Here is a 25,511-nt window from a genome sequence, read left to right on the forward strand (position 1 = left end):
TTATAAAGTCTCAACTTTAAACGCCTTTAATAAACGATGATACATGATACGTACAACTTTTGGACTGGAACAGTTACAACAAGCTCTCACATTTAGGACATTTGATGTTTGTAGGATTCCAAGGCATTTGTGAGTGATATGACCAATAGTCGCCATTTTTGATAAGTCGTGTATCACAACTATAGCAATGGTTATACACGGTAAAGTGCTGACATTCATTGCACTCGTACCACATAGAGCGTTGATTAGCCTTTATCCATTTTTCTTTCCCGTGGATTCTTACTCTTCGGCTATTTTCCGGTGGCTGGATAGGAGTTAAGTTATGAGAGCCGCAAGCAATACAGAAATTTACAGACTCAACATCATCTAATGAGTTATCTAATGAGTTATCTAATGAGTTATCTTCGATACCATATTGCAAGAACATCCCTATCATACGTTGAAACTCATCTAAATAACGAAACCTTAAGACTGGGTTGGCACAGATAGCGCCATATTGATGGTACAAACTGCGATTAGCCTTATCCCAATCAAACATTGCTAATTCGCCAAGGTAACTATCTTGTCCCCAGATCTGCGGTGAAACTTTTTCATTAATTGCGCCCTTAGCTGGTTGGAGTACAAATACTGCATTAGCTCCATTTTCACTGTAATTTTTCTCATGGTAGAGATGTTTGATTACACCTGAAATGCCACCATTCTTTTTCAGAGTACTTCTAGAGTAAAATTTAGCATCCATAACAAAACGTTTCGTAAAGCGCTCACCACTCTTACGCTCAAAGTTGACGTCCATAACAAAATCAGGCGTTCTACCATTAGCAAGAACGGGTTCATATCTTAGTTGGACATCTCGCTTCAACACCTCATGGCTAAAGCCCAAGCTTTCGCGATGCCTACCTGTTGAAATTATTTTCAGCAACCTACGCTTCCAATCATCAACAGGCTGATAATGATAATTCTGTACTAACACTTTGATAATTTGTAATAAGCACCAGCGCTCATAGAGCAGAGGCATGTTGATTAACCCAATTTCTTCTACTTTCTCTAGAGATAGCAGTAGATCTTCATCGGTTAAACTCATTAGTTCACGAATTTTTTTATAGCCTGAATGCACAGCTTGATAATCAGGGTTTTGAACAAACGTCATTGAGTTAGGAAAAGTAGAGGATGGCTTAACTCCTAACTTTTCAATCTGATTAAGTAAGGCTTTAAGTTTATGTAACTTAGGCTCAAGTTTCTCGTAGACTAATTTAATCAATAAATGTTGATTACTATAGGTAACCAGCTGGTTTTGAACAGATCGTTTTTCTCTGTCTTGCTCCGATTTCTCTTGAGATGTAAGCTGCTTTTTCCAACCATTATTTCGTATGAAATCGACTTTTTCCTTAGATGCCAAATATTTCTCTTGTCGCTTTTTTAAGCTCCAGCCACCAATAACGGTAATACTGGTCAAGTCTAGTAAGGTATAAATATGGTAAGGCTTACAATGTTGAGACATACCAGAAAAGTTAGCTAAATTAGCTTGAACCTCATATTCAAGATACGACTCGAATAGTGACGAATAACTCTCACATCCTTCTCCAAATTTTAAAATGACAGTCTCATTTACTGATTCATATTCAAACCATGGGTCATTTGGATTTGTTTTAACTCCAGCAAAAAAGCTTCCATCTTCATTTTTTTTTGATAACTTCAGATACCAGAGGTAAGTAGTCGATTGTCTAGGCTTATTGTTGTTAATATTTTCAAGCTGTTTATGCAGGCCACTAGTAATACCGCTAGCATTGCTCAAAGATTCCATCCGTTTTAAATCTTTTAAAACGAGTTCTTCATCGAGATGTTTAACATCACTAAACGCCTCAAGCCTTTCATTTAGCTTAATGACGGTATTCTCGAATCGATTGACCTTGCTCTTCGATATTGTGACTAACTGTTTTAAGATTTTATGTATACGTTGTAAAGCAAATAACACGTAACGGTTTTCCGGTACGTTATAACTGGGTTCAGTAGCACGGCTGGTTAGGAACTTTCTGTATCCTTTGGTAGCGAGCTCCATAAAAGTGCGATTTACAGGTCTAACTAACTTTCGAGGTTTTAATGTTTGGATTTCTCGCAGTTCAGACTTAGGTTTCTTTAAGATATTTTGTGCATGGGAGAGGATGTTATTGACTAGCTGAATGCTTTCTTCGCTTATCCCGCCTTCCTGTACCTTTTTTGCTTTGCCTGTGACGTAGCTATTTTCATCTAAGATCAACTCCCATAAATCACTCTTAAAGTCAGAGAGGTAGCGGTTTAGCTGCTCGGCTGTAAATTCAGAAGATCCGATAACGATTTGGCATATCTGGCCACTCAGGTAAGCCTTTATATTGCCTGCCGTTCGGTGGGCCTTACCAGCCCAACGTTTATTGTCTTTTAGCCATACATCAGCCTCAACCCACCACGTTTTGCCCGTGTCTCTATCTAGCACCTTCTTAAGAGGGATGCGTTGACCGTCAGCCCCTTCAAAATAGGGTGCAGTAGAGCTTTTAGTTAGCAGCCTAAAGGCTAATTGTCCATGTTTGACGCCGTCAGATTTAGGATAGATTACGGTATTACAAGTAAAGTGTTTTAGCGTGTCTTCATAATCGAGCTTTAAGGGAATAAACGACTCTATAACGCTAACAACAGTGTTTTTGTCATACCAAGTAATATCTAGGTACTTTGCTTCAAACTTCGCTTTCATTGTTAAGCCCAGTAATTAACCACGCCATCATTCGATTTTGCATTCTCAATAATAGCTCTCAGCCCTTCTACGCTGGAGAACTCACTTGAAACTGATTCATGCTCTGTTATCAGTTCTTCAAGTTTAGGTAGAAGTACTTTCTCTAGTAGGTCTAGCTTGTTGAAGTTTCCAGACTGTTTATTACCGTCAAAGGTAAACTTAGGTAGCACCTTATGGATAATAAAATTATTAATCGCCTGTTCATGGCTTGAATTCAGCTCCGAGAACAACTCAAGGTAGTTAAGTCCTTGGCGAATGGTACGCATACCAAACTCAACATCAAGAGGGCTAAAAAACTCTTTATTGAGTTCAACAAATAGCTGGCAAAAATCATCGTCTCGTTTAAAGCTTGGATAAGGGGCTCTTTCACCTAGCTCTTCAACCTCCATAAACAAAGGTTTTGAAACATCATCAAAGTCATAGGTATCGATTTCAGCAAATATCTCGTCCCAATCAGTTAAAAGTGGGCTCTTAAACTTCATGATATGTGCGCGATCAAGAATTTTAGGCGACAAGTAATGAGTTGTCTCATCAATGTTAATCGCACCAATGATTCGAACGTTTGCAGGAATTTTTATTGTTGATGGTGTGCTTATAATGCCTACGAGCATACGGCGTATATCGCCATGATATTTGATTAGTGAATCTTTATCGCTAAAGCCAAAAGCACGCTTCATTTCAGTATTGACGGCTTCATCCTGCATTAGCTTCACAAAGTCGACCAGCCCATCTTGAGAGTACTTTTCTCTTGCCCCTGAAATGATGGCCACCACTGCTTTTAGTTCAGATAGTACATGCGCAGATTCATCATCAGAATAAAGCTGTATTTCAGGTGTATTTTCCCTATCTTCTAGTTTTGATAAGAAGTCAGCAAAATAGTATTCAACCCTTGCTAAATTCATCTCATCTAAACAGATAAAATAAGGGACTTCTGGATTTTGTTGCGCTTCAATTAAAGCCTCCAAAAATGGTGTGGCTAGGTACTTTTTTTCTAGTGGGTTGTAGTAGCCGAGTAAATCCTCTGAGCTTGTCCAATTTGGCTTTACTGGAATAATTTTAGATACACCACCAACAGCTTTGGCAAACGACTGCACCAAGCTGGTTTTACCTGACCCTGAATCACCTGCCAATATGATTAAATCGTTTGAGCGAATAAGCGTAAGGTAGTTTTCGATGATATGGCGTGGATAAAGAATATGCTGTTTTTCTAAATAAGCCTGAATGTATGAGACTGCTTGCTTATAATCACCGTCGAGTATCCCTGAAAAGCTGATCATATCTTCAGTTCCACGGCTCTTAGTCACTTCAAAGATAAAGCTATCGAAATCATCTTCATCGATGAACTCAAAGTCCTTTAGAAAAACGGCTTTTTCAGAAATATAAGATTTTAGCTTTTCAATTTTTTTGGCCATTTCTATCTCGGTCTGTTTATATTGGTCTAACAAAGAAGTAAGTTCAGCTTGTTTTTCAGCTACAGCTCTATTTATTGCGAAATTGGTACTTTCCAGTTCAAGATTTCTAGATTGTAAGCTCTCTGCCTTAAGTCTTGTTTGTTCTAATTTTTCAGCATGTGAATTGAGTGACTCATCAAGCTGCTTTATCTCAGAATTAATATTGAGCTTTTTTGTATCAAGGGACTGCGCTAACAATCTAGCTTCATGCTCTAAATCATCTTTTAATAATTTAAGTTGTAAGCTATAGAGCGTTTCTCGTAAAAGAGTCCCCCCTTCACTTCCAAGTAAATCTTCTTTATCTATTAGTGGAAGTTCGACTAAACGCTCAATCGTTTCCCCCTTTACCGCTAAAAGAAACGGGTTGTTTTTCTTATTACGCAATGATGACGAAGCTAAAGACAATTCACATGAGATCATCGCACTTTTATCTTCACCTAAAATACCTTTTGCTATCAGAGGGCTAAGAAATGCTCCGGACTGTAGGTCTCTTTTTCCAACTAATGGATATTCAATATATTGACTATCGCTCGTCATCCTTGATTTTTTAATGCCAGCCCAGTTACCTTCAGCATTAGTAGTCAATTCCCCCCATACTTCAATCTTGCCATTGGTGATACCCCAACATTCAAATAAACGTTGATAAAGTTCTGCATCTGAAAGGTCTTTGACGACATCAAAACTATAGGTAATGTCTGTGTTACTCATTGATTATATGGCCTGTTCGCCCAAGGCGTCGGTACGGTGAATTTGGTGGTTTGAGCATCAGTTGAACGAACTATAATTTAGTTGCAAAATACCTTTAGCTCATCGAACTTAATAATTCTATCGGTTTCAGTCAGTTTTAATTTATTGATGCCCATCATCTAACAAAATCCTTCTAGATAAATAACAAACAGTTACAGGCAGTTACAGACAGATTTTTAAATTTCGATTGTGCCATAACTTACTGAGGAAACACAGGATTTAGCTCAAGGATTGAAGAACTAACCATCCTGTGAAAAGTGGACTAAGATCAGATCATTTCTTATCGCGCAGCTTTGACTTTCCCTATAGAAACAAGGACCGTATTGGCTATGACCGAGAATGAGTTCATATCAACAATATATGCTGGAATTAACGTTGGTGACATCATCAAGAAACCGAAAGTAACGTCAGAAATATTAGCAATCATGCAAAATGGAAACATCTACTATCGTGTTGGAGAACACAATAAGAAGTATATTTCAAAGAACGAGCTGGTGGACGTCTATGCGGTACTCAGTACCGGGGAGCTAAGCACTAAAGCTATTAGGAATATTGTGCCAAAGTCAAAACCGTTTAATTCAACAACTATACAATGGCTAATAACCCATACCGGCCTCGCAAAACGTAATCAGCATGGTAGGTTCTCAAAAAACTGGCAGTGACTCATGCTGTTCAGCATTGAAAAATGGAGTTTCAAATGGATACTTGTGAAGTAAAAGCTATTGTTGAGAGCTTTGGTAATGGAAAACCTTTTAAAACCAGTGATTTCATCGAGTGGGTAAAACTTGCCAAAGAAACGGCTCTTGACCTGGTAACTGCTAACAGAGATCTTCAGGGCATTTATCGTTGTGCGAATCCTTTTAAATAGGAAAATAATTTGGGTTGCTTCTTAAAATAGTATTTGTACCATCAAACCAATGTAACACCCAATGAAACACCAACAAAAGCAACCGGCAAACAACCCGAATAATAACAACGCTTTAAGGTATCAAATAGAGCCCCGCCGCCTCCACCAATACTAGGTTAGCAATAACCTTCAAAGGCCGCTAAATCCCTACCAGACGGATTTAGCGGCTTTTTTGTATCTGCTGTTTGCCCACCTTAGAATCCATACAAAAGAAATAGCCACTAACTAATTGATAAACAAGTTTTTTAGATAACTATTAAGTTCCTAAAATATCAACAGTTAAGTATGTATGCTAAATCGTTCTCGATATTGCTATAGCCTGACTATCAATTTCAGTTACAAAAAAACCTGCACTTGGCAGGTTTTTTCATATCAAATCAGCTTATATTTCAAAGCAATTAGTTTTGCTTTCTAACAAACTTAGACTTAAGCATCATCTGGCCGTGGCCATCAACTTTACAGTCAATATCGTGGTCTGCATCGACAAAACGCTTAATAACCGCTTTAGTACCTACTTTCAGGATTAGCGATGAACCTTTAACTTTAAGGTCTTTGATTAGCGTAACTTTGTCTTCTTCTGCTAATAGGTTGCCTACAGCATCTTTTAAGATGATTGCATCTGGATCGACGATAACTTCGTTCGGGTTCCATTCATGAGCACATTCAGGGCAAACTAGGTTTGAGCCGTCTTCGTAAACATATTCAGACTCACATTTTGGGCATGGTGGCATTGCGCTCATGGTATATTCTCTTTAATAAGTAATCTACTGAGCCATACTCGATAAGCCACTGTAAAATGACCATCGCACGACTCGCATTTCAAAGATATATTATAATCAATATTTTGAATATCAGCTAGGTTCAAACCGCCGACCTGTGAACACGCCTCCCTTTGCCTCGAGCCAGACATGATCAAGTTATCATTTTCACCTCAAAAAGTTCGGTTTACGCCCGTAAACGAGTCATAAGTGCCACTGACCTCTCAATTTCCACCCGCTATTAACGGCCTATTTAATCGTAAACAGCGTACTCTAGGCTCTAGGATCATCGTTCTAAGCTGAGAGCTCAAGACTCTACAACCTTCCTTATAATAGTCGTTAGCAAAGGCCTATTCGAGTTGTACCTATATCGACTCCATATGCGCTGCAACAAACGAGAACAGCGGCTATTTGCTTGCACTTCCAAGCTTAACGCCGTGCAGGGTTCAGTATAGACAATTGGACTTCGACAAAGGAGCATTAGATATTAAGAATTGAGAATTGGGTGTGAGTGCTGAGTTTTCATTGTCGAGGTTTGTTGTAACGAGCTAATCTAGTGAGCTTAGTAGGAAGTCAGCCACAAAAAAGCTCGCTAATAAGCGAGCCTTAAGAATGAGTGAAAAGCGCGTCGGGGTAGCTATCTTTCACAACAGGGTTATGCTATTTCCCTCGTTGACCGCGCTATAAGCCCAGAAACTAACACGGTTGCTGCTCTTAGAGCCATGACCTTTTACCTACTCACAAAAGCTAACTTTCACACCTACAAACACACAAACCTAAAGTGCTTGGCTAGCCGACTTACTACTTACTTACGCAATAGTCATTGTCTAAAATACGCTTTTCATTATTTAGTATAGTCTATTTTTAAGCCGCTACTAAGCTGGGCTCACAATATTTTTCGCTGATAACATGGCTTATTATCGCCCCGCTTTAAACCACTATTTAAATAAGGTCTTAATCCCTGATAGTCTTCATATATTGCTTTAGTGAGATCCCAAACTGTGTTTTAAAACGCTGGCTAAAACGTGCTTCTGATTGATAACCACATCGTATCGCTAACTCAAGTTGTGACAATGGAGTAACGTTCCTAGCCGTTCTCGATTGCATTGTGCCGATGGCAAACAGCATTCTAACTTCAGCTAAGATCACTCTAAATGAGGTACCCTCTTTGCTTAGGTGACGCATAAAGGTGGCTTGGCTCATAGCAAAATGGCTACAGGTATTTTCAATTGTATGATTAGCCCCAGGTTCGGCTGACAAATAGCGGCTTACCTTTTCTCTTAGAGATAACAACTCTCCCTCAAACAGTCTAGATAAAGCTCCTAGCTCATTGAGCTGTAGGTAAAAAGCATCCAAGTAACACTGCTGAACGGCTGAACTTAAACCTTGTGCTGACATAGCGATAAGCTGCGAAAACGCAAAGTTTAAGCTGTCATCCACCTTGAGACTCGGTGAACTCAAAACCGTTAAATCACTTGTCTCTAGGTTAGCTGGCTGCTTTAACACCCATTTCGAAGGGGGAGAGAGAAATGACAGCTGAATAGACTGAAACTTATTCTGATATGGCTCATTAACAAAGGTGAGCGCTTGTGCGGAAGAGGCAAGCAGCCAATGGTTAGAATCGAATGTTAGGGTTTCTCCCTGCCAAAGCAGGTCTTTCACGCCAGATGTCACCGCAATAATACTTGGTGTATATATAGGTACATTACGTAAAGGCTGCGATTTCTGCCCATAGAAACGCTCAATCTGAACCAATGGTGTCACTCTTACTCTCCTCCTTAATGGCACTAACCTTTATTACAAAAGCTATTTACTGCAGCTATTTACACCGAAATAAGTGGCTAACGCACATAGGTTGCAGTTAATACCGCTTTATCTAGTGCCATTTTATTAAGAGTGAAACCCACAACTGCTGGGGAGATATCCGTTGGCAGATCAATTTTAGCCTCAGGAAGCGCCCAAATAGTGAATTGGTAACGATGCATGCCATCGCCTTCTGGTGGACAAACACCGCCGTAGCCTGGCTTGCCATAATCGGTTCTGGTTTCATGACCGATTTTAAGCCTGCCTGATGCACCTTGCTCTAACGATGTGGTCGCAACTGGTATATTGAGTACAGTCCAGTGCCACCAGCCACTGCCTGTTGGTGCATCTGGATCAAATGCGGTAATGGCAAAACTTTTAGTCCCTTTTGGTGCATTACTCCAGCTAAGCTGAGGCGAAAGATTACCACCGTCACAGCCCATGCCCTTGTATTCAAACTTTGACGACATCAACTGTCCTTCACTGATATCTGAACTTGTTAACTCTAAGGCGTAGCTATGAGCCGAAAAAGCAATTAAGGCGATAGATAAAGCAAGACGTTTCATTGTTTTTTCCTAGATTACATGGTGAGTATGTAGCTAGTTTAGTCAAAAACCAGAACAATAATTAACATAAACAATCACAATGAAGTATATAGACTATTATAGTGACAGTTTCTGTAATAAACATGAATTTCCATATAAATGCACTCATAAAGTTCGAGATAAAACGGCAAACAGCACAGCGCACCTTCCCCCTATTAAAGACTCACTTAATGTTAAAGCCCTGCCCGTTTATATAGGCTTGCATAAAGGGTCTCGACTCCTTACTCAGGGTCGCCTTGATTAGTTCGGACCAAGAGGTCTGTTTATTGTTACTGCTTCTGCTGGCGTAATAGGCTTGTATATGCTGATCGTATTTCGCAAGCTCTTGCTTATCTAAGCTTTGATAACGCTCTTGATGGATCACGATACTCAAGGGTAAGCGTGGTTTTAGCTGCGGCATTTTAGCGGGATACCCAAGGCACATACCGAATAAAGGCAATACATGTTTAGGTAAATCGAGGAGCTCTGTAACTTGCTGAGGATCATTGCGGATCCCGCCAATATACACACCACCTAGCCCCATAGATTCAGCCGCTAACATGGCATTTTGCCCCATTAAACCGGTATCGACTGCACCTATTAATGTTTGCTCAGTAAACCCAAGTTTGGCATCTGGTTGTATTTGCTGATGACGGTTAAAGTCGGCACAAAAAACCAGAAACTCAGCTGCCGATTCAACATAGGCTTGCCCACCCGCAAGTTCAGCCAACTTGGCTCTGATGCTTGGCAAGGTGACCCTAATAATACTGCTGCACTGTATAAAACTAGAGCTAGAGGCGGCATTGGCACAACGTAGGATGAGTTCCAATTTTTCTGCTTCGATCTTTTGCTCAGTAAAGTGCCTAATCGAGCGATGCTGCAAAATGGTTTCTATGGTGTGATTCATGATTATTTCATTTTTAAGGTTTGAAATAACAGCCTACTTTCCCTTCATACATGCCGCAACCTAAAGCATTAAAAAGAAAACCCTTTTCTACTCTAAAGCCTGCTATGAACTAACCGATAAATTCAGATTCAGACAGGAAACAGTGAAACAAAAGAGCAAAATATCAACAACTACATCAGATGCTTAACTAAAATTAAATGTGATTCATCTTTATTGACCTGTTACTACTACAGGAATAGGTTAATAAACATATGATGCAGAGATCACATTTTGCCATCTCCGTCAGCCATTTATACCCATGGAGTATTCTGATGAGAAACCTAGAACTATTTAGCACAGCTTCAATCGATCACTTGATGTGGTCACAAAAAGAGTATTCAGCTAACCTCAACTCCCCTGCTCTATCTATTTTTACTGATTTTGACCATTCTCAGCCTATGGTTATAGACTCATCCGCTAGCGCGGTAGATACCGCAGACATAATGGTGAAGACTCATGCGTTTATGCGACTCGTCGTCGATAAAAGTAACCGTTTTCTCGGCATTATCACTCAGTATGAGTTATCTCATAGTAAGATGATGAAATTAGCGACCAAAAACTCGGGACATATTTCCGATCTTCAGGTGACAGATATGATGGTGCCACGAGAAGACTTAATGGCATTAGACTACCATCAAGTGACGACTGCCGATGTCAGCGATGTTGTCCGAGCATTACAAGAGAATGGCCTGCACCACATGTTAGTCATCGACCATGAACTGCATCATATTAGAGGTTTAATTGCCGCCAATGATGTGGCAAGAAAGCTGAATATCCCGATTGATATTCAGCAGCCGCCATCATTTATCCAGATTTTCAAGGCTACGAGGTAGCTCTAGTTGGCTAATTTTCAGCAGCCAAATTGAATCGTTGTTTGGGTATCTGAGAGTATCTGACTACAAAAAAGCCTGAATGTAATAACACTCAGGCTTTTGTATCTCACGATAGCGAATTTATACCGCTTTAAGTAAATATGATTCAAGCTCTCTAACAGGTAATGCCTTCGAATAAAGCCAGCCCTGCTGCAGATTAACGCCAAGTACTTTTAAAATATCAGCCTGAGCCAAGGTTTCCACTCCTTCGGCAATAACACTAATATTTAATTCTTTAGCAATCGCAATATATGACTCAATTAGAGACAGTTTGCTTTCGGGGGTTCCTAAGTGACCAACGAATTGCTGATCGATTTTCAGATAATCAAAATCCAAATTCTGCAAACATAGACTACCACTATAGCCAGTCCCTACATCATCTAATTTGACCTTACATCCTAGTGCTTGGCATGCTTGAATAAAGTCTTCAAGTTGCTGCCAGTTATTCATAGGCATCCGTTCAGTCAACTCAAAACTCAAGTATTCTACCGGATAGCCCTCTTGCACTAACTCCTGTAAAAACGGCAACATCTGGCCCTGTTCGATTTCAGCTGCGCTGACATTGATACTGCACCAGCCTATAAGCTTGCCATCTAATTGCTCTTTAAGTTCACTCAAGGCAGTTTTAACCACCCAACGAGTGACCTCGGACATAATAGGGTCGTTCTCAAGGATCCCGATAAACTCTCCGGTATTGCGAGTGGTGCCATCGGGCTTCGACCACCTTAATAACACCTCAACACCAAAGATAGTGAGTTTGTCAGTATCAAAAATAGGTTGATAGGCGAGATAAAACTCCCTTCGACTCAATGCTGCAACAAATAGACGATGCCAGTAATATTGAGTGACTATCCCCCTAAGAAAATACCAACCGCTAATAAACACACTAAAGAGTACAACGGTGGCTAAAAAATACGTACTCCATAACAAAGCCTTGGCATAATAACTGACAAAAAAACGGTATTTCAGCCCGGTTCTTTCAGAGGTGAACTCTAAAGTCCCCCAATTTAAATCGTGCTGGTTAACTCTAAAAAGTTCATTGTTATCATCAAGCTGGATACTGATGCCACCACAAACCAAACAATGTTCTAGCACATTTTGTATATTAGGTAACACATCAATACCAATAAACCAACGATATTGGTCTGTGTATCGTCCAACATAAATGAGCTTCTTCGCATTCAGATTACGACCCGCTTCCATTTGATAGATGTGCATTCCATTTTCCAAGGAATCTATCACGCGATAATATTGTGGTCTTGGTAACGGAGAAGCGCCTAATGCGGAGCAAATAAGCTCTTTATCGTTAAACTGCACCCAAACAATCGCTTGCCCTTCTGAAGTTAAGATATACTCCTTAAGCGTATCCACCACCTCTATTGAGCAACTATTTGCTTCTACTTTTTGTAGGCGCTTATTGACCGCCATTAAACTGCGATTCGCGGCTTCTAGATTTTTTTGATAATAGTTATCAAATTCAGCGACTCTGGCCTCTAATCTTATATAAATATCGCACTGGGTCAGAATATAAGAGCTGACTCCACACAGCATAAACAAGGCAAAAATAAGCCAAGAGACATGTCGTTGGTTTAAGAATTGGCTAAGCATATCGCTATGCTTTCACAGATTGAAAGCTGCTAAACGGTAGAGTTAACCAAGTAGTATTACACTCATCAGCAGAGATCCCTGACAGAATGAGAGAAAAACCTCTCTCTCTCATTGTAAATAATGAGTCGACTATTTCATTATCCTTTTGACTATTTAATGCTTTCTTCAAGTCTTGACTATCAAACATTAAGTAATCAAATGGATAGAGCGTCTGTAAGTTTTCATCAAACCTACAGACCAGACAAAATTTAATTCCAGCATCATTCAAGAGGTATTTAACCTGAGGTGTGTATAGACTGAAATCTTTGCAACCATTGTTCAGTATTATCACTAACTTCATTTCTAATCGACGTAAAACAGCGGCTAATGAAATCAAAGCTTTAATCACTGCAGAATCCAACAGATAAATACGCTCTATAGCCAGAAATATTTGGCCATTTTGCTGTTTTATATTGCTATCTTGGTCCAAGCGAACACTCAGACTCCTGAGCATACTTTCCAACTCATGAATATGGGTAAGGTAATAATGAGGTAAAGGGCGATACTCAAGTTGCTCTTCTAACCAGATTGATTTTATCTCTACCCCGCAAAGTGAGCCTTTTCGGTCACGGATATGACTCACACAAAAGTGATATAAACATGCTTTCCCAGCATTACTTTCTCTATCTAAAGAGCAGTTCTGCTTTAGCGCTCCACTTGCTTGTATACAACTATGATTGAAAATACAGCTCATCTAAAAGTTTCTGATTTAAAATGAATAAAGAGCCAATCGCTCAAATAGGGGCGCGAATTTACGCCTATTTGAAGATAAACTCAACAACTATCTAGTATAAAAACCAAACAGCCGTATAAATTTTACAATAGAAAAACTAATGCTTATTACTTTCTATATATTCAAACTGATAGTCACAAAGAAGCAGGCCTTATAAACCATAGGATCCATGCTGCATAGGAGTGGTGATAATGGCGCTACCTTAGCCTTTGAAGGAGGACGTTAATGGCAAATCAATTACCGAGTCGTAATGATTCAAACTTAATATCAGCGTAGCCCGACCACCGACTGACGCAAATAAAAATCACAATGCCCCAGCGTTCTATCCATAACTAAGGACAGCTAAATGCTGATATCAATTCTGCCGAATACTATCAATGACAGGCAGCATTGAATCGACTGTCACTAAAGAATTAGCGTTAAATGACTAGTGCTAATCCTTTAGTGCTAAATGATTAACGTTAAATGATTTACGTGCTAGCTTGTAAAGAGCTGAGGCAAATAACAGGCTATATTTAGGTTAGCAACAAGACATGATTTTAGTTTGCGTCACAGTATTATTTAACGTTATTCTGGGTGAGTTAGCGTTATGTAGATCTTAGCCTGAAATCATACATCCCTGACCTTTGAGGAGTCATGCTTTGACCTTCTTATCGAATTCGCAAACGCTGAGCAGATTAAGCTTAGCGAGCCTACTTATCTGTGCTCCCTTTTCCTCCTATGCCGATCAATGGCACTTAAGTTTTGATAACGATGTGGTGATTGGCCAAGATGGCGATTACTCCAATGGTTTCGTTTTTGGTTGGCAAGCTCTTCCTCAAGCTGATTTTACCCAAGCTCCTTGGCCATTTAGCTGGCAACAGAAATTACAATTCTCAAGCCAGAGTAAGACGGTGCAATGGGGAGCCAAGATCTACCAAAGAATGTGGACCCCGAGTGAAATTGAATATGATTACCCCCAGCCAAATGATCGTCCCTATGCGGGCCTACTCGAACTAGAAAGCTTTACCGGCAGTTATAATGAAACTTTCGCACAAAAAAACTGGTTTAGCATTGGCGTTATTGGCCCTGCATCTGGTGCGCAAACCATGCAGGAGTGGGTTCATAGGATCACCCCGTCGACTCTTCCTCAAGGTTGGCAATATCAAGTCGAGAATCAACTCACTCTGCAACTGGCTTACGAAGCAGATGTACTGGCATTACGTCGAGATGCGACAGATGATAGCCAATGGGAACTCAGTGGCTATAGCCATAGCATGCTGGGTAATTTCCGCTCTGAGGCAAATCTAGGTTTTACATTGCGCTGGGGAGATGACTTAGCCGAGTCATTTGGTCAACTCAGTAGTCATGCAGGTCATTATGGTCAATTCAGTGCTACAGCACGCACTGATGGAAGTTGGACTGTATATGCTCGGGCGCAAGCAGGGTATCGCTTTAACGATCTCAGCATCGACGGTGATGTGCCCTACGACTCTTATGTGCAAATGAAACATCAACAAGCCAGAGCCAGCACAGGCGTGATTTGGGCGTTTCCCACTTGGTCTGTCAGTTGGAGTTTTGAGGTTTACACTCCTGAGTATGAACCGGATCCAAACCGATGGCATGGTTATGGTGTGCTGAGTTACAGCTTTGTGCTATAACAAAAATAGAAGATAGAAGATAGAAGATAGAAGATAGAAGATAGAATAACAATGTGAGATAAGAGATAAGCTCAAATATGTAAACTTATCTCAGGATCGCACAAGGCTCAAAAACTAAAGGCCCAACCTAGCTGTGGGCCTTTTTCAATGAAGTCCATCTCATACTGCACGCCATCGACCTCACTGTCGTTACCTATCTGCAAATAACGATAACCAACCCAAACATTATGTAGATCCCCGAAACGGTATAACGCCGCAGCATTAAAGCCGTAATCCCTGTCGTTATCACCATAGATTTTAGTGTCGGCGCCTACCGAAAGCCCCCAAGACTCAGTGAGCCAGTAGCGGTAGGTCACCCCCACTAACCAGTCAAAAAGGTGTTCATCGGCAATGGGGACTTGTGCATTAATGTTAATAAGTCCATCGTCGCTCAGAGGCTTAATATTCAGATCGATTTTGCTAAACACATGGCGTACGCCGGTAAACAATCGAAAACCCGGCGTCACTTCATAGCCTGCTAGAAAGTCATTAACGGCTAAGTGCATGTCGGTTTCAATATTATGTCCAGGTGAGATAATACCGCCAGTGATAGGCCCCTTAAGACCCTCTGTTTGGCTATCGCTTTTAACTCTTAAATAGTTAACCCTAAGGCTATAGAGCCAATCTCCTTTTTGTGCGTAAAGCTCCCCAATCACACCGAAGTTAAGGTTATCAATGATACTTTTGAAAGGGACATCGATATCGACTCTGTCTGCATCGGCAGCAATAGAGCCTGAAATATCAGGTGCCCAAACCATGGGAAAGGCAATTAAATAGTTCCACCCATCATTGCTCTCGTCATAAGAGTCGGGGCCAATCTCGTACTCTTCATTGGCAAAGGCTGCAGAATGGATGGCCAACATAAGTAATACAGTAATAGGTATCTTCACCAACAATACTCCCTTAACCATAAGCGCCAAAATGCTATTCCACCCAACGCAGCACATCCTTTATTACCGACCAGCGGGGCTCTTGAGGCTTGGCATTCTCACCTAAAATCCAATAGCCGTAGAGTTTGTCTACATAACCTGATGACTTTTGCAGTTCCAGCCAGCTATTTAAAAAGGTTTGCAACGAGGCATTGTCAAGAGCCACCGCGTAAGACGCAGGAAAGGACTTAATCTCTTTACGATTATAAAGTGTGGTGTACTCTGGATATAAGATGGTCCAGGTTTTACCCGCTTCGAGACTTATCATAAGCCCATCCCAAGTCTTGCCGCCATCTTCAAAAAACAATCGGTCTGACTCAATGGTCTCAAACTCGATATTGGGAAACTTCTCCTCTAACTTGGGGATAATAGAATAACGCCCTACTGTGGCAATTCTGATCTGGTCGGCCTCTCGGATTAACTTGTCGGTTTTGAATTCATCAACCCGATGATCTTTCACCACAAATGCATAGTGCAAGTCGAGCACTGGAGTAGTAAAACCCACCAGCTCGATTCGCTTGGTTGTCATCTGCAAACCCGATATGGCAATATCAAACTGCCCTTGATTGATCCCCTCTAATACATTGGTAAAGGTATAAGGTACAAATGCGATTTTAAGCTCTAGTTCTAACGCTAATTTTTTCATTAGCTCAACATCGAACCCAACAAGCTGATGCTCTGCATTATAAAAAGAGAAAGGGACTTGAGTCGGATTATACCCCACTCTTAGCACACCACTTTCTCTAATCTGTTGCATGTTGCGAGGCCCATCCGCTTCGGCTAAGTCAGCCCAGTTATAAGCAGTGACTTGATCAGGCACTTTCTCTGCCGCACTCATCTGCGCGACGACTTCATCCATCTCATACTCTGTATTGACGATAGAGCTTAATAACCAGCTCGTTGCCAGTAAACTCACACCAAACACCACAGGGGTGAGTAGGCTAACTATGGCTAATCGCTTCATACTCACCTTAGCAATACCGACCAACATGGCTGTGCCACCAATAGCCAAGATAAAGATATTCATCGCGGCAAGCAGGGAAGTAAAACGACTGGTGAACAGACTCGAAACCATATACAACTGAAAGAGATCGGAAGAAAGCTCGAGCGAATCAAGCAGCATAGGAATAGTCAAATAAACACTACCAAACAGGCTCACTAAACCATTTAGTGACATAGGCAAGTAAGTTAAAAAATCCAGTTCCTTACCTGAAAACCAAGCGGCAAATAACACAAAGACTATGGTGAGTAATTTGCCAAGATTTGGGAAGCTGAACACCACAGGAATAATGATGTTGGCATAGTCATCACTTTGCTGACTGCCGATATTGTATTTATGAAATAACTCTTTAGTGCGCTCAATTAGAATAGGAATTACGATAAAAATATTACCCGCGGCAAAGGCTGTGATCATCGCATCTTTTGCAATTCCCGTGATATCTCGATAGGAGAAAGGAGTGATCACCACTAAAATAGCCGGTAATATCCAGTAAGTCAGAATGATGGTCATCACCACATGGGCAACAAAATAGACCTGTAGCTTTTGGAACTCATCAAAGTCCATTGTCCCTGCGGTGGCTGCCGTCATCGCAAAGATACCAATAGGCATTAATTTAACGATGCTTTGTGTCACCTTATTAAACGACTCTCCAAGCAGCTGCATCGGCTTCATAAGCGAGTCTTTGTTATCGATAGAGATCAGTGCAATACCCGTGGCCACACAAAACAGCACAATCGCAGGGATATAGCTGTTCGATAATGAAAAGAATGGGTTGGACGGAATATAGATATCGAGCAAGTTCACCGAATTAGGATCTTCTAGGGCAGTTAAGCTAAAAAACTCCCCCGCCTGCCAATCAGGAAAGGTGTATTTAATAAAGTACATACTCAGCAAACCAAGCGCCCAGATCACCAGCATTAGTTTACCGACCTTCACCCCCAAAGATTTAGCCTGTTCCATAGTCAGGCTACCAAGGCTCGAGACCAAGGACACTATGATGTAGGGAATAATGGTCATCTGTAGCAGTTTAATAAATGCATCGCCGATGATAGACATCCACGCCAACATCTCACCAAAAAATAACCCTGCAATAATGCCTGCCGCAAACGACAATAAAACCAGAGTCGACATGCTCATCTTCTGTTTGGGTTTTTCTTGCTCATTGTGGTTAGCTTCTGGCTCTATGGTATCCGTTTTACTGCTCATTACTGTCTCCGTGTAAAGCCTGCTGTGATGAAGAGTTACCTTGGCAATCATTTATTGCTTCAAGGTAGCAGGCTAGGTATTGCTCAATTTTAGCCTCTGGATTAAAAAGCTTAGCAGCCCGCAGCCTACCTGCATGTCCCATCTGCTTTTGCCGCTCCGGCTCAAACAAAATCTGCTCCATGGCCTTAGCCATTGCAATCGCATCATCGGGGTCGAACATAAACCCGGTCTGTCCATCATCTACAACCTCAGGGATCCCATCGACATTACTACTCACCGTCGGAATACCGCAGGCCATCGCTTCAAGCAGTACCATGCTAAAAGATTCACGATAGCTAGGTTGGATCATGCAATCTGCATTTGGCAGGTAGTGCTCAACATGAGTCACATCCCCCATAAAAGTGACATGTTTTAAAATTCCCAGCTTTTCACATTGTTGCTTAATACTATCAATATCAGGCCCGCTGCCGAGCAAGACTAGTCGAGCCTTGACCTTTCGCTGCAACAAGTGAAAGGAGCGGATCACCGTATCACTGTTCTTTAACGGCCTAAAATTTGATACATGCATAACGATTTTCTCGTCATCTTTCGCCATTTTGCGACGAACGTTAATATCGGCTAAATCAGGTGAGAAAACGGCTAAATCAATGAAGTTATGGATCACGTCTATCGGCTTTGTCTCATCAAAATGGCTATAGATGTAGTTGCGCTGAAAGTCCGACACAGTCGTTACTCTGGTGCTTTTATGAATACTGAAGCGATTGAGAGGGTAAAGCGGTTTATCTTGGCCAACGATGGTGACATCAGTGCCATGAATCGTGGTTACTGTTGGAAATTTATGGGTGGTAATTTCGCCAGCGAGATAGGCACATAGAGAATGGGGGATCGAGTAGTGAGCATGTACAACATCGAGCTTAAATTGCTCTACGACTTCAATAATTTTAGCCGTTAATGCAAAGGTATATAGCGGATCAGAAAATAGTGGATAATTAATTGCTTCTACCGAGTGAAAAAATAACCTGTCGGAGTCTTCTATTAATTTAAAAGGGCGTACACTCGATATAAAGTGCACTTCATGACCAAGCTTAGCAAGCCCAAGCCCTAATTCTGTTGCCACCAGCCCTGAACCACCAATACTGGGGTGGCACACTATCCCTATGCGCATCTTCGACATAAATTCCTTACCATCATAAAACAGTTAAAAGAATGTTACAGCTTAAGAAAACTTAGCACCCTTAATCACTTAAGCCAAGTTAATCATTAATACACTCAGTAAGTTGGCAATATGCACTCGATCTTGTGGTCCTTATTGATTTGCAAAATGCAAAAGCCCACCTTCAGCCTATCTAGATAAACGAATTAACTAACTGAATAAACAATATAAATTCTAATGGCATAAATTATGCTGTTCCCAGTTATATTGATTAGCTAACAGCGAGAGATGCATTATGAAAATAGCCAAGCCAATTCCATTAATCTGCTCCCCGTTAATTCTCAGTGTATTGATTTCTATCAACGTCAGTGCATCGGACCCTTTTAGTGCATGTCCTACAGAAGCCTTTGTCATCCAAAAACAATCTAATACTCCAAAAAGCTACGGCGTTAACTTGGCTACGGGTAGCTATGTGGTTTTATCGGAAGATATGGGAACTGGAAACGGCTATAACGGCGTAGGTTTTAACTACCATGATAATTATCTCTACGGTTGGGATTACGCCAGTGCCTCACTCGGACGCACCGGTAATGACTATCAAATAACGGCACTGAGTGTCAGTAAAGATGCAGCTTCGGCTTCAGCAGGTAACTTCTTTGTGGGTGATATCGCCATCAATGACAATGTTTGGTATGGCTATAGAAAAGGCAAGGGGCTATTTAAAATTCCGCTGGATGATCCCGACAGCTACAGCATGACACTGGTACCAGGTAGCAGCAGCTTTGCCACCTACAATATCACCGACTTCGCCTTTCATCCCAGCGATGGCTACCTGTACAGTATCAGTAATGGCGCTTCTGGGGATCTCTTACGAATCAACCCCGCCACGGGGGAAGCATTAAATCTAGGTACCGTCATTACATCAACTTCCGGCAACTTTACCTTCGGTGCACAGTTCTTCGACCCCGATGGTAATCTCTATGTCAGTAACAACAGTAATGGCTATATCTACAAACTCAATGTAAACGCCTCCTCACCTAGCCCCGTTTTATTCGCCTATGGCCCGGCCTCTTCGAGTAATGATGGCGCCCGCTGCGCGCTAGCCGAAGTCGTGCTCGGAGATGATGTCGACTTCGGTGATGCCCCCGACAGCTACGGCACCCTCCTAGCCTCTAACGGCGCGAGACACACAATGAGTGATGACTTGTATCTAGGTGCCAGCGTTGATAATGAGTCCAACGGTTATCCATCACCATTGAGTGATGACAGTAGCGATAATTCCGATGATGAAGATGGTGTATCTATGCCGACGGGATTTGAGTTAGGAGAAAGCGCAATTTTACTGGTTACCGCTAAAGGAAGTGAAGGTTACCTAAATGCTTGGTTCGACTGGGACAGAGACGGCAGTTTTAGCGCCGACGAACAGGCTATTGTGGGTGAAAGTCTCGTTGATGGTCAAAATAGCATTAGTATTGATGTGCCTAGCTGGGCTAGAGCGGGCTCAACATGGGCACGTTTTCGCCTCAGTACTCAGCAAGTCATTAACCCGACGGGGGGCGTCGGTGATGGAGAGGTCGAAGATTATGCCGTAACCCTAACGGAAACTGGCGTAACCATTAATTACTATCCCTCCTCTTCCACTTACACGACTCTCGCCTTTGAAGATCTCTACCCAGATCAAGGTGACTTTGATATGAATGATGTAGTGATTCAATTGCGTCTTATCGAATATGTCAAAAATAACCAGGTCAGACGTATCGGCTTTGAGGCGCAATTAGCCGCTATGGGCGCCGCTTACCATAATGGCTTTGCCATTCACTTACCCGGTGTCGACCGCAGCAAGATAAAAGAGTCTGTTATCAGCTGGTCAATTGATGGCGTAGCTCAAACAGACTCCCCCCTAGAAACCGGGCAATCTAATGCCGTCTTAGTCTTCACCCAAGACTTAAAGCAGTACGTGACACTCGAGCAAGGTTGTCTATACCTTAGAACCGAGACAGGCTGTGATACAGCCTATCGAACCTCTTGGTCATTTGAGATCCCGTTTGAAAGCCCTGTGGATGAGAACCTCGTTCCCCCATTCCCCTATGACCCATTTATTTTCGCCACACCGAATACTGATCATGGCTTAGCTGCTAAAAATGTAGTCGGTGAAAATCCAGGTCGACAGTTAGAGATCCACCTTAAGAACCAGACTCCAACCGATAAGTTCTCAACTAATTATTTTGGTGCTCGAGATGATGCCTCGGATCCAAGCGCCCAGCAATACTTCCAAGATGAAAACGGCATGGCCTGGGCTATCGAGATCCCTGTTACTTGGAAACACCCAAAAGAGAATGAACGCCTAGATGATGTCTACACAGATTTCGTCGATTTTGCTGCCGATCCCACAGGAAACACCAAGCCAACATGGTACGAAAATGCCAATGAATCATTGATTTTTAGCCATTAATGGAGAGCGTTATGAAAAATCAAAATGAGAAATCCATTAACAATCACTTAGTCCTATTATTCATTATGGCGGCATTCGTTAGCGCCTGTGGTGGCGGTGGCGATGATGCACCAGACACTCCGGCTGCTATAGAAACAGCTACAAACACAACATCGACTGATACTACAACGACAACGGATGATCCAACTCCTGACCCCGCTCCAGAGCCAACGTCATTGGACGATCTAGTGGTCGATGCCGATAACAAGCTTGAGTCAGCGTATATGCTAACCATTAATGTGGATAGGAACAGTACTCAGAGGGGGTACTTCTCACTGTGTGATGACTACCAAGCACAAGGTGACGGTTACTCGGTAAACTTCGATTCTTGCCTATTTAGGGGGCCGTTAACTCAAGGCAAGCTCAGTAAAGAGGTCAAAGTCGCCAATCATGAGAGTCAACTGATTGCGGTTATTTGGTTTTATAAAGGCCAAGCGCCACAATTTCTGGAGTGGCGATATTTGCAAGATGCGGATCCACAAGTACTCACTATGAATTAACCTTGTCTTAAGCCACCTAAGGTTTATTTAGATTTTGCTGCGAATCATTCTCCATTGGATCGCAGCATTTTTATTTAAATAATTTAATAATAAAACGCAAATTATTGTTCTCCTTTTGTTCTTCAACCAACCCATTGGTATCGATTTAATCACTACAGTAAACTTTTCTAACCTTAGCTACGTACTCAATGAACATGATTACAATGAAGATGAACAATGCTAAAAACAATCAGAGATTAAGGTTTGCAGCAGCTGAACGTTTACATAAAGCATGCAAAAAGATTTCGAGACTTTTCTTTTCGGCGAGCACACATACTTTAATCATGACCCTAACTATGGGCTTAACTTTAGGCTTAACTATGACCGCAAGTTATCAAGCTAACGCAGAAGAAGTCATCAGTTTCGATGTAATAACTCCTTCCATATGGCGGACCGTTAACGACACTGTGATGGGCGGGATCTCGCAAAGCACTGTAAAAACCAATGCCAATAGCGCGATCTTTTCTGGCGAGTTATCATTAGAGCGAAACGGCGGTTTTGCATCAACCCGAACTGAAATGACTCAAGCAGTCCCATCAACTCACAATTTAATACGTATTGCAGTTAAAGGTGACGGCAGGCAATACCAATTAAGAATACGAACAGACGAGCAATGGGATTCTTATGCCTATTCAAAGCCTTTCAATACTGAGAACAACCAATGGTTACAGCTAGTGTTTAAAGCTGAAGATTTTACGCCGGTATACCGAGGCCGCGAGGTTGACGCACCAGCGCTCAGTTTTAGCCAAATTAAACAAATTGGATTTCTACTTGCCGATAAGCAACCCGGTCCATTTGAGCTGGCTTTTAAAAATATCGATTTTATCGTTAGTGCGTCCGAGCAGTAACATCAACAAATCAACAATAGCAACAATAGCAACAGGTCATCCCAATTGAGCATAACGGTAAACCGACATTTCGATTTTAGTCAGATCCACGGGGTTATCTTTGATTTAGATGGCACTCTAGCTGATTCAAATCCTGATTTTACAGGCTTAAGAGCAGAGCTTGGTATTGAGGCATCCACAGATATTCTAGGTTATGTTAATTCAATTACTGAGCCTGAGTATGCGCTTAAAACTCAAGCTGTCATAAAGCGTTATGAACTTGATAGCTCACACAGTGCTACTTGGATCGACGGTGCTCAGCAGCTAATTGCTTTTTTAAAGCAGAGGCAAATCCCTCAAGCCATACTGACTCGTAATATGCCCGAGGCAGCTAATATCACCCTAAATAACTTAGGATTAGAAATAGGCTCTGATATAGAGGTATTACTCACCCGCTTTGACGCTAAAGCTAAACCACACCCTGAAGGCGTTGAACTGATTTGTGCAAAGTGGCAAATCAAACCCGCAAATATTTTATTTGTTGGTGATTATCTATTTGATCTTCAAACCGCCAATAATGCTGGCACAAGAAGTATCCTTTATACGCCAAGCCTAATCCCTGACTACGCCAACCAAGCCGATATTGTTTGCAGTTGCTACTTAACACTTATTGACTATTTTCGCTCTCAACTGCAAACATAAGCCCAAGCAGAATTCGCAAGCTTAAGTCAGTTAAGGTTCAACATATTTAGTACTTTCTAACGGCTATTATCACAAGAGCAAATGTGAGAACGCCCACAACTTCACCAACATTAATTAAGCAAACCTCGCCTTGCAACTAAGGAGTTGCTAAATTACATTAAAAGTTTGTATTGTTGCATTTAACACTGCAAACGCCCCTATTAACGATAGCTTTAGAAAATGGAGAATTTGATGATTGTAGTAAACCCTAACTGGGCAGCTGCAGCACTTTAAGTACCCTCTCTTGTTAAAAAACAAGAGTCAGTATTAGGCATGTTTACCATGCAAGTCACATGAGCGAGTTAGTATGATATTTTTCATACTTACCTATTGTGCTGACTTTTTAAAGCGCTTTGCCCGGTAACTATTTCTAAGTACCGGGGTCTTATCGAATCAAGTCCCCCCAGAATCAATATTCAGGCGCTTTGCGCTGGGGTTTATATGACAAAATCAAATCGTTTTAACCACCTAAAATCCAGTAGATTTTCACGTACCACGTCTTCAGCTAGTACTTGCTCATCGAGTACATCGTCAGCGAACAGCTCTGCTACGGGTGTAGAAAACCCTACTGATGTATCCACGCCACTAGAAAATGGCTCTTTATATAGCTTAAAGCAACTTGGCTGGAATCCGTTTTTTCAGCAACAGCTGCTAATTGAAACTAAGCAGTACGCGACTGTAGCAAGAGTATGTGCTCATCACCGTAGCCAGTATCAATTACTCACTGAAAACGGAGAGTCGACACTGGCAATCCATCAAAACATGCCAGAGATGACGGTCGGAGACTGGTTACTGTTAGACAGTCAGCAGCATTTTGTCTGTGTACTGGAGCGCAGCGCATTGTTTAGTAGAAAGGCTGCAGGCTCTAAGGTTGAGCAGCAACTTATCGCAGCGAACCTTGACTGGGTATTTATCGTATCGTCATTAAATGATGACTTTAATATCAACCGAATCGAACGCTACTTGGCACTGGTGCACGAGGCAAAAGTCACGCCGGTTATCGTGCTGACAAAAGTCGATTTATGTGATGATCTTACGCCCTATATAGCAGCATTAAGAGAATTAGATTCGAGTCTATTAATCGAAACCGTTAACGGTCTCGACGAGAAAAGCACTCAGGCACTCTCGAGTTATTGCGCTGACGGTAAAACCGTGGCTTTTATCGGTTCTTCTGGTGTGGGGAAGTCCACTCTCGTCAACGCACTATTAGGCGACAGCAGCCAGTTAACTTCGGGAGTTCGCCAAGATGATAGTAAGGGACGACATACCACCACTAGCCGTTCACTGCATTTAACTCACTGCGGCGGGCTATTGTTAGACACTCCTGGCATGCGCGAGCTTCAACTGGTCGATTGCGAAGAGGGACTCAAGGAGACCTTTGCCGATCTTGTTGAATACGCGCAGCAATGCCGTTTTATCGACTGTCAGCATGAGCAAGAACCCGGCTGCGCCGTTCAGGGGGCAATTGAAAGTGGTCAGCTAACTGAGCGTCGGTTACAAAGCTACCAAAAGCTAATGCGAGAACAGGCGTTAAACGGCGCCAGTATTGCCGAAAAACGAGCAAAGGATAGAAACTTAAGCAAGATGTACAAACGAGTCCAAGGTGAGGCTCGAGTACATAAACGAGGTTAATAGGCCTAAAACCTAATAACAGGTGTACTTAAACAACCAAATTTTTCTATTGATTGGTATTAAACCAAACACAAACAAGGGCGATATCGCCCTTGTTTTATTTTT

Annotated in this window: 20 protein-coding genes; 9 read left to right on the top strand and 11 right to left on the bottom strand. The window is 41.7% G+C overall.

Annotated elements, in window-relative coordinates:
- Positions 1 to 73: 73 nt before the first annotated feature.
- Together Q1A86_RS16625 and Q1A86_RS16630 are read right to left on the bottom strand one after the other, a co-directional pair.
- Positions 74 to 2,722, bottom strand: a complete 2,649-nt coding sequence (locus Q1A86_RS16625; protein ID WP_299808902.1) for a hypothetical protein — start codon at positions 2,720 to 2,722, stop codon at positions 74 to 76.
- A gap of 2 nt (positions 2,723 to 2,724) precedes the next feature.
- Positions 2,725 to 4,920, bottom strand: coding sequence for an AAA family ATPase (locus tag Q1A86_RS16630; RefSeq protein WP_299808905.1), 2,196 nt, complete (start codon positions 4,918 to 4,920; stop codon positions 2,725 to 2,727).
- Between the two features lie 368 nt (positions 4,921 to 5,288).
- On the opposite strand from Q1A86_RS16630, the gene Q1A86_RS16635 reads away from it, so the two are divergent.
- Together Q1A86_RS16635 and Q1A86_RS16640 are read left to right on the top strand one after the other, a co-directional pair.
- Positions 5,289 to 5,621, top strand: a complete 333-nt coding sequence (locus tag Q1A86_RS16635; RefSeq protein WP_299808908.1) for a hypothetical protein — start codon at positions 5,289 to 5,291, stop codon at positions 5,619 to 5,621.
- 35 nt (positions 5,622 to 5,656) lie between these two features.
- Positions 5,657 to 5,827: a hypothetical protein gene (locus Q1A86_RS16640; protein ID WP_299808910.1), complete on the top strand. Its 171-nt coding sequence runs from the start codon at positions 5,657 to 5,659 to the stop codon at positions 5,825 to 5,827.
- A 437-nt stretch (positions 5,828 to 6,264) separates the two neighbouring features.
- Here the strand turns inward: Q1A86_RS16640 and Q1A86_RS16645 are convergent, their stop codons facing one another.
- From Q1A86_RS16645 to nfsA, 4 genes are all read right to left on the bottom strand, one after another.
- The gene (locus Q1A86_RS16645) at positions 6,265 to 6,606 is read right to left on the bottom strand and encodes a zinc ribbon domain-containing protein YjdM (RefSeq protein WP_202722373.1); all 342 of its coding nucleotides are present in this window, start codon (positions 6,604 to 6,606) and stop codon (positions 6,265 to 6,267) included.
- A gap of 972 nt (positions 6,607 to 7,578) precedes the next feature.
- Positions 7,579 to 8,388, bottom strand: coding sequence for a helix-turn-helix domain-containing protein (locus tag Q1A86_RS16650; RefSeq protein WP_299808915.1), 810 nt, complete (start codon positions 8,386 to 8,388; stop codon positions 7,579 to 7,581).
- A gap of 77 nt (positions 8,389 to 8,465) precedes the next feature.
- On the bottom strand, positions 8,466 to 8,993 hold the full coding sequence (locus tag Q1A86_RS16655) for a YbhB/YbcL family Raf kinase inhibitor-like protein (protein WP_299808918.1): 528 nt from the start codon (positions 8,991 to 8,993) through the stop codon (positions 8,466 to 8,468).
- 202 nt (positions 8,994 to 9,195) lie between these two features.
- Positions 9,196 to 9,918 (bottom strand): oxygen-insensitive NADPH nitroreductase, encoded by a 723-nt coding sequence (gene nfsA / locus Q1A86_RS16660; protein WP_299808921.1) that lies wholly within the window; start codon positions 9,916 to 9,918, stop codon positions 9,196 to 9,198.
- 311 nt (positions 9,919 to 10,229) lie between these two features.
- Here nfsA and Q1A86_RS16665 point away from each other — a divergent pair, with 311 nt between their 5' ends.
- Positions 10,230 to 10,790, top strand: a complete 561-nt coding sequence (locus Q1A86_RS16665; RefSeq protein WP_299808924.1) for a CBS domain-containing protein — start codon at positions 10,230 to 10,232, stop codon at positions 10,788 to 10,790.
- A gap of 120 nt (positions 10,791 to 10,910) precedes the next feature.
- Here Q1A86_RS16665 and Q1A86_RS16670 read toward each other — a convergent pair whose 3' ends face one another.
- Both Q1A86_RS16670 and Q1A86_RS16675 read right to left on the bottom strand, forming a co-directional pair.
- Complete coding sequence (locus Q1A86_RS16670; RefSeq protein ID WP_299808927.1) at positions 10,911 to 12,437, bottom strand: EAL domain-containing protein; 1,527 nt, start codon at positions 12,435 to 12,437, stop codon at positions 10,911 to 10,913.
- A 4-nt stretch (positions 12,438 to 12,441) separates the two neighbouring features.
- Positions 12,442 to 13,170: a hypothetical protein gene (locus Q1A86_RS16675; protein ID WP_299808930.1), complete on the bottom strand. Its 729-nt coding sequence runs from the start codon at positions 13,168 to 13,170 to the stop codon at positions 12,442 to 12,444.
- Positions 13,171 to 13,850: 680 nt separating this feature from the next.
- On the opposite strand from Q1A86_RS16675, the gene Q1A86_RS16680 reads away from it, so the two are divergent.
- Positions 13,851 to 14,849 carry a lipid A deacylase LpxR family protein gene (locus Q1A86_RS16680; RefSeq protein ID WP_299808933.1) on the top strand — a complete coding sequence of 333 codons (999 nt, stop codon included), beginning with the start codon at positions 13,851 to 13,853 and terminating at the stop codon, positions 14,847 to 14,849.
- A gap of 107 nt (positions 14,850 to 14,956) precedes the next feature.
- Here Q1A86_RS16680 and Q1A86_RS16685 read toward each other — a convergent pair whose 3' ends face one another.
- Genes Q1A86_RS16685 through bshA form a run of 3 tightly spaced genes read right to left on the bottom strand, consistent with a single transcriptional unit; the run spans position 14,957 to position 19,197 of the window.
- Positions 14,957 to 15,778 carry a hypothetical protein gene (locus Q1A86_RS16685; RefSeq protein WP_299808935.1) on the bottom strand — a complete coding sequence of 274 codons (822 nt, stop codon included), beginning with the start codon at positions 15,776 to 15,778 and terminating at the stop codon, positions 14,957 to 14,959.
- Between the two features lie 34 nt (positions 15,779 to 15,812).
- Positions 15,813 to 18,023, bottom strand: coding sequence for a cation:dicarboxylase symporter family transporter (locus Q1A86_RS16690; protein WP_299808938.1), 2,211 nt, complete (start codon positions 18,021 to 18,023; stop codon positions 15,813 to 15,815).
- Positions 18,013 to 19,197: an N-acetyl-alpha-D-glucosaminyl L-malate synthase BshA gene (gene bshA / locus Q1A86_RS16695; protein ID WP_299808941.1), complete on the bottom strand. Its 1,185-nt coding sequence runs from the start codon at positions 19,195 to 19,197 to the stop codon at positions 18,013 to 18,015. The genes Q1A86_RS16690 and bshA overlap by 11 nt, the downstream gene beginning before the upstream one ends.
- Positions 19,198 to 19,471: 274 nt before the next feature.
- Between bshA and Q1A86_RS16700 the strand changes: the two genes are divergently transcribed.
- The 5 genes from Q1A86_RS16700 (at position 19,472) to rsgA (ending at position 25,406) form a co-directional block, all read left to right on the top strand.
- Positions 19,472 to 21,628, top strand: coding sequence for an LruC domain-containing protein (locus tag Q1A86_RS16700; RefSeq protein ID WP_299808944.1), 2,157 nt, complete (start codon positions 19,472 to 19,474; stop codon positions 21,626 to 21,628).
- 11 nt (positions 21,629 to 21,639) lie between these two features.
- The gene (locus tag Q1A86_RS16705) at positions 21,640 to 22,167 is read left to right on the top strand and encodes a hypothetical protein (protein WP_299808947.1); all 528 of its coding nucleotides are present in this window, start codon (positions 21,640 to 21,642) and stop codon (positions 22,165 to 22,167) included.
- Between the two features lie 359 nt (positions 22,168 to 22,526).
- The gene (locus Q1A86_RS16710) at positions 22,527 to 23,054 is read left to right on the top strand and encodes a CIA30 family protein (protein WP_299808950.1); all 528 of its coding nucleotides are present in this window, start codon (positions 22,527 to 22,529) and stop codon (positions 23,052 to 23,054) included.
- Between the two features lie 45 nt (positions 23,055 to 23,099).
- Positions 23,100 to 23,735: an HAD family hydrolase gene (locus Q1A86_RS16715; RefSeq protein ID WP_299808953.1), complete on the top strand. Its 636-nt coding sequence runs from the start codon at positions 23,100 to 23,102 to the stop codon at positions 23,733 to 23,735.
- 480 nt (positions 23,736 to 24,215) lie between these two features.
- Positions 24,216 to 25,406: a ribosome small subunit-dependent GTPase A gene (rsgA, locus tag Q1A86_RS16720; RefSeq protein ID WP_299808956.1), complete on the top strand. Its 1,191-nt coding sequence runs from the start codon at positions 24,216 to 24,218 to the stop codon at positions 25,404 to 25,406.
- The last annotated feature ends 105 nt before the right edge of the window (positions 25,407 to 25,511 follow it).

Origin of the sequence: uncultured Shewanella sp. (assembly GCF_947497935.1) — a bacterium.
Classification (GTDB): Bacteria; Pseudomonadota; Gammaproteobacteria; order Enterobacterales; family Shewanellaceae; genus Shewanella.